A 10,215-nucleotide genomic window follows, 5' to 3' on the forward strand; every position below is an offset into this window, starting at 1 on the left:
TGGTTTGGAAGCCTACACCATACCTGTACCCAGGTTGGTGTAGGAGATGTCACTAAGTAAAGATAGGAGTGTTACAGCAGTTCCCGCTCCTATACTGGGTAGCAGTTTCGGAATCCATAGGAAAGTCTTTTGATTTTGGGGGAGTTTTTTCATGTCGATCCTAGGTTATTTATTTAACTCGTTAGCAAAATTAATAATAACAAACATACTGATACACCTCATTTTTGACCAGAGTCAGAATTGCGAGTGCCTTTCTTAACCGATATTTGTCATTGTCAATTAAATCTGCTCTATTTGGTTGTTCGAGGTGTTCCAATAAAGTCTTCGTTCCTTCCACAATCCCATCACTTAAAAACTGAATGTAACTGCCCCTAACTTCAGGAATCAGCTCAACTAAAGGTAAGACGGAATTGTCATGGAGAAACTGGAGATAGATCAAAATTCATTGTAGCGAATTGCGATCGCACTACAAGATCTGCAATACTACTATGTTTAACCCAGCTATTTAATGGGGAATGACTTTAGGATGTGCCAGCCCTGAGAAGAAAAGGGGGTGAGGGATCTGGGATCGATAGATCCCACGATCCGACAGACAAGGTGGGGAAATCCAGACCACTCCCGTACAGGCGATTGTAGATTAATAGACGATCGAAAAATTCTCCTATGCTAAAATCAGCAATACACGGGCACGCAACAGGTAATAAACGATGTTTGAAAGGTTTACAGAAAAAGCCATTAAAGTCATCATGCTGGCCCAGGAAGAGGCACGCCGCCTGGGGCACAACTTTGTTGGCACGGAGCAAATCCTCCTGGGTCTGATCGGGGAAGGCACTGGCGTCGCTGCCAAAGTCCTCAAGTCTATGGGTGTCAATCTTAAAGATGCTCGGATTGAAGTAGAAAAAATCATTGGCAGGGGTTCTGGCTTTGTTGCGGTAGAAATTCCGTTTACTCCCAGAGCAAAGCGGGTTCTAGAGTTATCCCTTGAAGAAGCTCGACAACTCGGTCATAACTATATTGGTACAGAACATTTACTTTTAGGATTAATCCGCGAAGGCGAAGGCGTTGCCGCGAGAGTCCTGGAAAACTTGGGTGTCGATCTAACCAAGGTGAGAACTCAAGTGATTCGGATGTTGGGTGAAACGGCGGAAGTCCCAGCAGGCGGTTCTTCCGGTCGCACCAAAACACCTACACTGGATGAGTTTGGGAGCAATCTCACCCAGATGGCTGCGGAAGGAAAGCTCGACCCAGTGGTGGGACGTGCTAAGGAAATCGAACGGGTAATTCAGATTTTAGGTCGCCGTACTAAGAATAACCCAGTATTGATTGGTGAGCCAGGGGTGGGGAAAACTGCGATCGCAGAAGGCTTGGCTCAACGAATCGCTAACGGTGATGTAACCGATATCCTCGAAGACAAGCGCGTCGTTACTCTCGATATTGGTTTGCTCGTAGCAGGCACTAAATATCGAGGTGAGTTTGAAGAACGCCTTAAGAAAATTATGGATGAAATTCGTCAAGCTGGAAATGTAATTCTGGTCATTGACGAGGTTCATACCCTGATTGGGGCAGGTGCAGCAGAAGGCGCTATTGATGCGGCGAATATTCTCAAACCTGCTTTGGCAAGAGGCGAACTCCAGTGCATTGGCGCAACGACGCTGGATGAGTACCGCAAGCATATCGAACGAGATGCTGCACTTGAGCGCCGTTTCCAACCCGTAATGGTAGGTGAACCCACGGTTGAAGAGACGATTGAGATTCTTTACGGTTTGCGCGAACGCTATGAACAGCACCACAAGCTGAAAATATTGGATCGTGCTCTGGAAGCAGCGGCGAAGCTTTCAGCTCGGTATATTTCAGATCGTTATTTACCCGATAAAGCGATTGACTTGATCGATGAAGCAGGAAGTCGCGTTCGTTTGATTAACTCTCAGTTGCCTCCAGCAGCTAAAGAGTTGGATAAGGAATTGCGCCAAATTCTCAAAGAAAAAGATGATGCGGTTCGGTCCCAAGATTTTGACCGTGCAGGGGAATTGCGCGATCGCGAAATGGAAATTAAAGCCGAAATTCGCACGATCGCTCAAAATAAAAAGAGTGAAACTGGCACCACTGACGATATGCCTCATGTTGATGAGGAAGATATCGCCCACATTGTCGCATCCTGGACTGGTGTTCCGGTAAATAAACTCACCGAATCCGAGTCCGAGAAGCTGATGCACATGGAAGATACTCTCCATCAGCGTCTGATCGGTCAAGATGAGGCGGTTACTGCTGTTTCTCGTGCTATTCGTCGGGCACGGGTAGGATTAAAGAACCCCAATCGTCCGATTGCTAGCTTTATCTTTTCCGGTCCGACAGGTGTGGGTAAAACTGAACTGGCAAAATCCCTCGCTGCCTACTTCTTCGGTTCAGAAGAAGCGATGATTCGTCTGGATATGTCGGAATACATGGAACGCCACACAGTCAGTAAGCTGATTGGTTCGCCTCCTGGCTATGTGGGTTACAACGAAGGTGGTCAGTTGACTGAAGCTGTTCGCCGTCGTCCCTATACTGTGGTTCTGTTCGATGAAATCGAAAAAGCCCACCCGGATGTCTTCAATATGTTACTCCAAATCTTGGAAGACGGACGGCTTACTGATGCTAAAGGTCGGACTGTAGACTTCAAGAATACTCTCCTGATCATGACCTCCAATATCGGGTCCAAGGTGATTGAGAAGGGCGGCGGTAGTTTGGGCTTCGAGTTCAGCGACAATCAAGATGAGGCGCAGTACAACCGCATTCGTTCTCTGGTTAATGAAGAACTTAAGCAATATTTCCGCCCAGAGTTCCTCAACCGTCTTGATGAGATTATTGTCTTCCGTCAACTCACCAAGGAAGAGGTTAAGAGAATCGCTGATATCCTTCTCAAAGAGGTCTTTGTTCGCCTGATCGAAAAGGGCATTACCCTGGAGGTTACGGAACGGTTCAAGGATCGTCTCCTGGAAGAAGGTTTCAACCCTAGCTACGGTGCAAGACCTCTCCGTCGGGCGATTATGCGCTTGCTGGAGGATGTCCTGGCTGAGGAAATTCTCTCCGGTCGAGTTAAGGAAGGAGATACCTCCATTGTTGATGTCGATGAGGAGGGTAAGGTGAAGGTTTTGGAAGGTGAGAAGCGGGAACTATTGCCTCAAGGAGTTGAATAACTGAGGGCCTTAAACTAGACAAAAGCTGTGATTTAATCAGGCTATGTCTAGTTTAAGTCCCCTCCAAGCAGCCGAGGGACTTGCATCCTTAAATATGTTTTTTTCATTTAACGGTAGAGTTGGGTAGCCCACTCTGCCGTATTTTTTTATTTGCTAATTGACGACACCTTACCGAAAATTAGTTAAAATTAACTTAGTACAGAAGCGACAGGATAGATCTCATAATAAATCATATAGCGGATTAGAAACCTTTAACGTTTCCCGATTTTAGGGTGTGATGGGAGGATAAAGTTCTCCTGTAGGTCTGTAGGGGATAGGGGTTAGAGGTTAGAGGTGAGGGGTTAGAGGTGAGGGGTTAGATCGGTAATCAACGGTCTATATTATCTATTGGGATAAACCCAAAAAAAGATTTTCATGCCTTAGTTACGATCGAACTAAAAAAGGTAGGACAATAAAAGTGAATACTAATGGTTGTAATTCTAAATTAGTAAAAATGTACCTAACTAGCACTAAGCTAATTAACTTAACAATAATTATAGCTATTGTGGGTATCAGTTCTTTTGGCTGTCAAAATTCCGCGCCAAAACAAACAAAAACCCAGGCTTCTCCAGTAACACAAGCAGATACTGAAACAACAGGAATAGATCCGGCAGACATTCCTACGTTACCACAAAATGTGCCAGACGATCCTTTGTTATCGCCAACTTTACCAGAAAATTCGACCGATCTGGCAACTCAGCCAGATCCTCAAGTAGATCTACCAAAATTACCAGAAACAAAAGCATTATCTCCAAGAAAATCTAAACCTCAGACTGTTGCACCAAAGGAACCAGAAACTCAGGCATTATTACCAACCCCAGAAACTGATGCTGTATCACCAACTCAGAAAGAAATTAAACAATTATTACCAACTGATCCAGAAATTAAGCCCTTATTACCAAGTGAGCCAGAAATTCAGTCATTATTACCAACTAAACCCAAAATTCAGCATTTATCACCAATTAAGCCAGAAACTCCCACAGTTTTTTTAACACCACCAGAGACTCAAATATCCTTACTAAGACCTCCAAAACGAGAGGCATCTCCTAGTAGCTTTATGGATATCAAAAACTTGCCAGATGGTAATTATTTTTATGGAGAATCGACAGAATCAAATCGTCCTGGAAAGGAGTATTTAGTCTTCAAAAAGAAAGGCGATTTGATTATTGGACAACAGTATATTTTGCAAACAGATAACGCTCATTGTTTTAGAGGAACAGCCAATAGCAGTCAGATTAATAATGTGAAAACTGCCTATTTTCAACCCTCTGATAATGGGATGCAATTGGCTTTTGGTCAAATGGATGCAATTGGGACTAATAATCTCCATCAATTAGGTTTTGAAAAAGCTCCGGATTTTGTCGCTGACAACTTACAGCAATGTATTCGAGTTTTTACTCAGGAGAAGATAAGTATGGCGTATTAATACAAGTTGCTAATGGCTAATTAGTAGGGTGCGTTACATAACGCACCCTACTGATTAACTAAACCTCTGCTACTAAATCCACACTATATAATAGTGTCCCTTCTAAATTATAGAGAGCCACCGTCATTAAATCAGTTTTTCCATCAATTTTCACAGTACCAAAAAACTGTAATCCTTCACTGGGAGGACGATTTTGTTTCAGGTTGGGTGGGATACTTTGAAACTTAACTTGAGGTCCAAAAGTATTATCCAATTCGCTAGGACCAAAAGTCCCTGCATTCAGTGGTCCAGCCACAAATTCCCAGAAAGGTTTAAAATCAGTAAATTGTGCTTTGCCGGGATCGTAATAATGTGCAGCCGCATAATGAACATCAGCCGTCAACCACACGACATTTTTAATATTCTTTTCTTTGATAAAGCGCAATAAATCCGCAAGTTCAAGTTCCCTTCCCAATGCCGCACCATCCCCATTAGCAAAGTTCTCAAAATTACTCTTACCATCTCGCACTATTAATCCAATTGGCATATCGCTGGCGATAACTTTCCAAGTGGCTTTTGAACGCTGCAATTTAAGTTTTAACCAGCTAATTTGTTCCTTCCCTAAAAATGCAGTTTCTTCACTAATTTTAGTTTGACGATTGGGTGTATTTGGTCCTCGATAGCTACGTTGATCTAGCATGAAAATATCTAGGGAATTACCGTAATTAAAAGAACGATAAATCCTTTCAGGATTGTTGCTATCCAGGCGCGTAGGAGTGTATTCTAAAAATGCTTGTTTTGCTCGTGCGGCTAATAGTGAAGCACTCTTAACTTGATATCGGTCATCATCAATTATCATCTGACTAGGATACCAGTTATTGCGAGTTTCGTGGTCATCCCATTGAACAAGTTGAGGTATTTCAGCGTTAAAGCGGCGGACATTTTCATCCAGTAGATTATAGATAAAATTACCGCGAAATTCAGTTATCGTCTCGGCTACTTTTGATTTGGCTTCGGTGGTAATATTTTTCCAGATTCTACCATCATCCAGTTTAACTTCTGCTGGAATAGGACTATCAGCATAAATGGTATCGCCAGAATGGATAAAAAAGTGAGGATTTAACTGTCGAATTGTTTCATAAATTCTCATCCCACCCCAGTCTGGATTAATTCCCCAACCTTGCCCTGCGGTATCTCCGGACCAAGCAAAAAAGATATCTCCTTTAAGAATAGGCGGAGTTCTAAATCTACCTAAAACTTCTTGACTGTAGATATTTGTATAGGCTAAATCTTCAAAAGTTACTCGGTAGAATATGTCCCGATTTGGTGGTAAATCAGTCAGGTTAATTCGGGCGGTATAATCGCTGCTTTCTAAGGCAGCCGGACCAATAATCCGTTGGGGGTTACGAAATGAATAATCGAGATCGTATTCCACAATCATTTTAGCAGGGCGATCGCACCGACTCCAAATTATTGCCTTATCCCCTGTGATATCGCCACTTGCCACCCCGTAGGGTATTTGGGGACGCATTTTATCTGAGGTGATAATTCCTGGTGCGGAGCGTTGGGCTAATCCCGATTTTGAGATTAGGTTGGTGGTAATAATGCTACCAGTTGCGATCGCGGAATTCAAGAGGAAGCGACGGCGGCTGATTTGACGATGGTTTGGAGGTTTCATCAGAGTTTTGTTGTCTTATCTAAACTTTAGTCCGAATCATTTATATTGGACTGTCTTTTATCCCTATATCGATCGACGAGAGATTATACTATCCATAATAAGTACAAACGTTCGCCATGGCATCTCGATCGTCAGGAGTCAGGCAGATATAATCTATGAGACATTTGATTATATAATAAATACTTGAAAATTTCTTATGTATGTATAGGTAGTAAAATCCTTGGTTTACGCTTCCAGTCAAGCAGATTTTGGCTTTAAGATTGACTTTGCTAGGGAGACAGAAGATCCCGCTAGGGTTTTTCGGGCATTGTCAGGACTTATAGATTTTTGTAAAATCACAGATAAGATTTTAATTAAATCCCTTGACATAGATGATATTGAACCGGATCTGCTTTTAGAGAATATAGATCAAGGATCTATTCGTGTCTGGCTCAAGATTGTTTTAAAATCAACAAACGATAAGATTTTACACAATTCAATAATAAAAGCAATTCAATTTTATTTAGTTGAATCAAAATCCTCTATTATCAAATTTATTAATCACCGAGATACAATAAATAATATCTCAGAATTATCGGAATTAAAAGAGAGACTCATATCCTTAGCCAAAGATACCGAAGTTAACAATCTGGGAATTTACCTACCTCCAAGTGACAAAGATTTATTATCAAGTATAGATAAGTGCCAAAGCGCTAAATCTGAGCTTCAGGCAGCCGATAAGCTGTATTATATGATTGGGTCATCAAACATACCTATTAATCGTGATTTCAGTATTTCTCCAGAATCTCTGGAGAATTTACGATTAAAAGAGGCTATGGAATCTGAATCAATAATGATTTTAAAAGTAAAGAAACCAGATTACTTAGGTGAATCAAAATGGGAATTTCGACATGGCAGAAGAATTGTTGAGGCAAAAATTAATGACTTAGAATGGTTGAACAGATTCAAGAAAAGAGAGATTATTATTGCCCCTGGTGATGCAGTCAAAGCTAAAGTTAAAATTGTTGAAAAGTATGATTATAATGGTGAGTTAATATCTAGTAAACACACAATTCAGAAAGTTATTGAGATTATTCCTATGTCTCCTGACACTCAACTTTCTCTCTTTTCAGACACAAATTGAGAAAATAATCGTTAAGACTATCTAAATTTAGCATTATATTTTAATATTGATCCATTCTTGGGCATTATCTTCAGCAAATATCTTCATGTGCTTGATATTTTTAGTAGCAATTAACACTAATCTTCCGGGATACTCATCACTTAGTAGACTCCATTGAGCTAAAATAATCATGTCCCCATCAATATTTTTATTATCACTTGTGGGGATATGGTTTTGACGCGCTTCAGCCCATAATTCAGCAGCTTTTTGCATGACTTCTGTCGTTAGTGGCAGAAAATCAATCACTTTCTCGTTTCTCAGGTTATTTAATATTGATAAACCATCACTTTTTATACGAATAAACTCTCGCCTAATCTCGTAATCAGAAATTTCTGAAGTTACTACATAAACTCCTTTAGAGAGGAGGTAATAAAACCATTCTGTACATTTTGATATTTCATTTTCTTCTTCCTGAGATACATCCTTAATTGGACTCACCAGTAAGCTAAGAACTCCAGAGTCTAAAATAACAATCACGTTATCAATTTTGTCCGTTACGTTTAACTTTTATTTCTTCAAGTCTTGCCTTAGCCCAAGCCATGGCGGCTTGGTTCTTTTCTATTTGTTCTTGTTCGTCACGACCTAAATGTTTCAAAAACGGTAACAAGGAATCCCGATTCCCATTTATTTCTTTTGCACGTTTCAATAGAGATTGTCCTGTCTGGTGCAATTGTGAAATAGATTTGTTTTTTCTGGCCTCTGTTACCCTGTCAACAGCTTTGGGAATAAACAGCAATGATTCTTGATATTTTTTAAACAAATTTTGTTTTTGTTTAAGAGAAGGTAAGATTAGTCGTAGCCTAATTAAAAATCCTTTCCAGCCTTTAAACTTAGAATCAGCCACATAACAGAAATTGGCAGCCACATTAATAAAGAACTCCTGACTTTCTATGGAAAAGAAATCCCAACAGGCTTCTATACCTTCAGAGATTTTGACAAGTTTATCTACATATTTGTTGATGTCAGTTGGTAGGTCATGTTTAAATTCAATATGGGTATTAACAGCTTCTAAATATTTTCGTGTTCCAGCAATCATTTCACCTAGAGTATCATCGACACTTTTGCCTCTAAGTGCAGCTATTTCCCTAAAAAACTCTAATGCCTCCTCTTCTAACGAATTAGAAGTAAGACTCCTTTCAAGTATTTGCTTAATGCTATTCACATCAAGTGTCGTCCGATCCAATTTCTCTTGCTCAAGATCTGGCATAGTTTTGTTAAGCATTATGATGCCTCCTTGACAGAAGCTATACTACAATTAGCGTGAGAGATTATCCTTACTTCTCTAACCATTTTACACTTCCCCTGGTTAGAAAACTAGATCCCCTGACCGTTTCCTAAAGATTTGTAACAAAAGCTTGACCCTTGAGCAGAAATCGGTCACGCTGCTAAAGTAATTGTACTAACTCGAAAAACTTAAAAATCTTAGCGCCACTCAAAGCTGTAGAAACCAGCAGAGAGCGGCTAACCCCCCAACTGAAACAAGCAGTCTGGAGGCTAGAAGAAATATTAACACTTCTCTAGCCACCCCGGCATTCTATTGGAAAATTTTGCGGGGTGGCTAAATTTTTGGGTTTCTCCATACCCAAACCAGGAGAAGCTATCATGTCTCAAAACCTAATCACCGCCGGGATTATAGATTCCACACAACTTCCGCTAGACGAGATACGACAGGAAGTCGCCGCCTTCCTCAAAATCTCCCTCAACAAAATCGAAAGGATTGAGTGCTGGCGACATCAAATCTGGGTCAAACTAGCAGAATCCCGGGCCAAATTTGTCAGTTACCGGAGTTTACCCATTTGGATTGAAGAGGGAATCTCTGCCATCAAACGCTGCACCACCCGTTGCGCCCTCGTCGAAATCGGCGAAATCTTGCGCTGCGAAAGGGAATGGTACGATCGACATGCTATACCTGAAACCGTGCAACCTTGGCGCGACGCTTGGGCAAAACAAGCTCAGGATATCAAACAAGAAGAAAAACTGACTCAACCCATGCGCCTCCATCAGGAAGCCGGAAATAAATGGTACTGTGCTTGGCAACAAATTCTGCTCTTCTGCCGAGATTGTACCGCACTTGAGGGATTAGCCGCAGAAATTAACCGCCAAAGCCAAGAATTTGCCGATTTACCAGAAGTAATGGCAGCCATGCAGCAATTATGGCAGGAAAGGTGGCAAAACTTATCGGCTGCGATAGCCTAATTTGGGGAGTAGGGAGTAGGGAGTAGGGAGTAGGGAGTGGGGATTAGGGAGTAGGGATAGAAATTAAATCCGTAATATTAGTTTGTAGTAGGCACTTAAGTGCCTACTACGAACATATCAATATCACACCATCAGCCTACTTACCAATACAAAACCGACTAAAAATCCGATCCAAAACCGATTCAGTCACCTCCTCCCCCGTAATTTCTCCTAACGCTTGAATCGCACCTCGTAAATCAATACTCCAAAAATCCAAAGGCAACCTTTCACTAATCGTCTCTTGCACCTGCTGAAGGGATAACTTTGCCCTAGTTAAAGCCGCCGCTTGTCGTTGATTAATCGCTAAATCCAAATCAGCAGCCTTAATATTACCCCCATGTACTCCTGCCAAAATCGCATTTTCCAACTCATCTATTCCTTGATTAATAGCAGCAGCAGTAAATATTTGAGATTTTCCCTCCTTAATAAGGGAAGGTTCGATAGTAAATATTTGAGATTCTCCCCCCTTAATAAGGGAAGGTTCGATAGTAAATATTTGAGATTCTCCCCCCTTAATAAG

General features: G+C 41.3%; 8 protein-coding genes and 1 pseudogene. 4 read left to right on the forward strand and 5 right to left on the reverse strand.

Translation table 11 applies throughout. The features are described from left to right. Positions 1–190: 190 nt before the first annotated feature. Positions 191–439, reverse strand: a complete 249-nt coding sequence (locus tag NJ959_RS19445) for a hypothetical protein (protein WP_254013399.1) — start codon at positions 437–439, stop codon at positions 191–193. A gap of 268 nt (positions 440–707) precedes the next feature. Here NJ959_RS19445 and NJ959_RS19450 point away from each other — a divergent pair, with 268 nt between their 5' ends. Together NJ959_RS19450 and NJ959_RS19455 are read left to right on the forward strand one after the other, a co-directional pair. Beyond that, positions 708–3,176 carry an ATP-dependent Clp protease ATP-binding subunit gene (locus NJ959_RS19450; protein WP_254013400.1) on the forward strand — a complete coding sequence of 823 codons (2,469 nt, stop codon included), beginning with the start codon at positions 708–710 and terminating at the stop codon, positions 3,174–3,176. Positions 3,177–3,633: 457 nt separating this feature from the next. After that, positions 3,634–4,641 (forward strand): hypothetical protein, encoded by a 1,008-nt coding sequence (locus tag NJ959_RS19455; RefSeq protein ID WP_254013401.1) that lies wholly within the window; start codon positions 3,634–3,636, stop codon positions 4,639–4,641. A gap of 58 nt (positions 4,642–4,699) precedes the next feature. On the opposite strand, the gene NJ959_RS19460 is transcribed toward NJ959_RS19455, so the two are convergent. Next, complete coding sequence (locus NJ959_RS19460; RefSeq protein ID WP_254013402.1) at positions 4,700–6,298, reverse strand: alkaline phosphatase D family protein; 1,599 nt, start codon at positions 6,296–6,298, stop codon at positions 4,700–4,702. Between the two features lie 220 nt (positions 6,299–6,518). Between NJ959_RS19460 and NJ959_RS19465 the strand changes: the two genes are divergently transcribed. Continuing rightward, positions 6,519–7,421, forward strand: coding sequence for an LAPAL motif-containing putative phage structural protein (locus tag NJ959_RS19465; RefSeq protein ID WP_254013403.1), 903 nt, complete (start codon positions 6,519–6,521; stop codon positions 7,419–7,421). 33 nt (positions 7,422–7,454) lie between these two features. On the opposite strand, the gene NJ959_RS19470 is transcribed toward NJ959_RS19465, so the two are convergent. Both NJ959_RS19470 and NJ959_RS19475 read right to left on the reverse strand, forming a co-directional pair. Next, positions 7,455–7,898: a PIN domain-containing protein gene (locus NJ959_RS19470; protein WP_254013404.1), complete on the reverse strand. Its 444-nt coding sequence runs from the start codon at positions 7,896–7,898 to the stop codon at positions 7,455–7,457. Positions 7,899–7,941: 43 nt separating this feature from the next. Beyond that, positions 7,942–8,682, reverse strand: coding sequence for a hypothetical protein (locus NJ959_RS19475; RefSeq protein WP_254013405.1), 741 nt, complete (start codon positions 8,680–8,682; stop codon positions 7,942–7,944). Positions 8,683–9,062: 380 nt separating this feature from the next. Here NJ959_RS19475 and NJ959_RS19480 point away from each other — a divergent pair, with 380 nt between their 5' ends. Next, complete coding sequence (locus tag NJ959_RS19480; protein ID WP_254013406.1) at positions 9,063–9,656, forward strand: hypothetical protein; 594 nt, start codon at positions 9,063–9,065, stop codon at positions 9,654–9,656. A 136-nt stretch (positions 9,657–9,792) separates the two neighbouring features. Here NJ959_RS19480 and NJ959_RS19485 read toward each other — a convergent pair. Next, positions 9,793–10,215 (reverse strand): annotated as a pseudogene (locus NJ959_RS19485) (tRNA uridine-5-carboxymethylaminomethyl(34) synthesis GTPase MnmE); the annotation flags it as partial.

Source organism: Limnofasciculus baicalensis BBK-W-15, from assembly GCF_024178385.1.
Classification (GTDB): domain Bacteria; phylum Cyanobacteriota; class Cyanobacteriia; order Cyanobacteriales; family Coleofasciculaceae; genus Limnofasciculus; species Limnofasciculus baicalensis.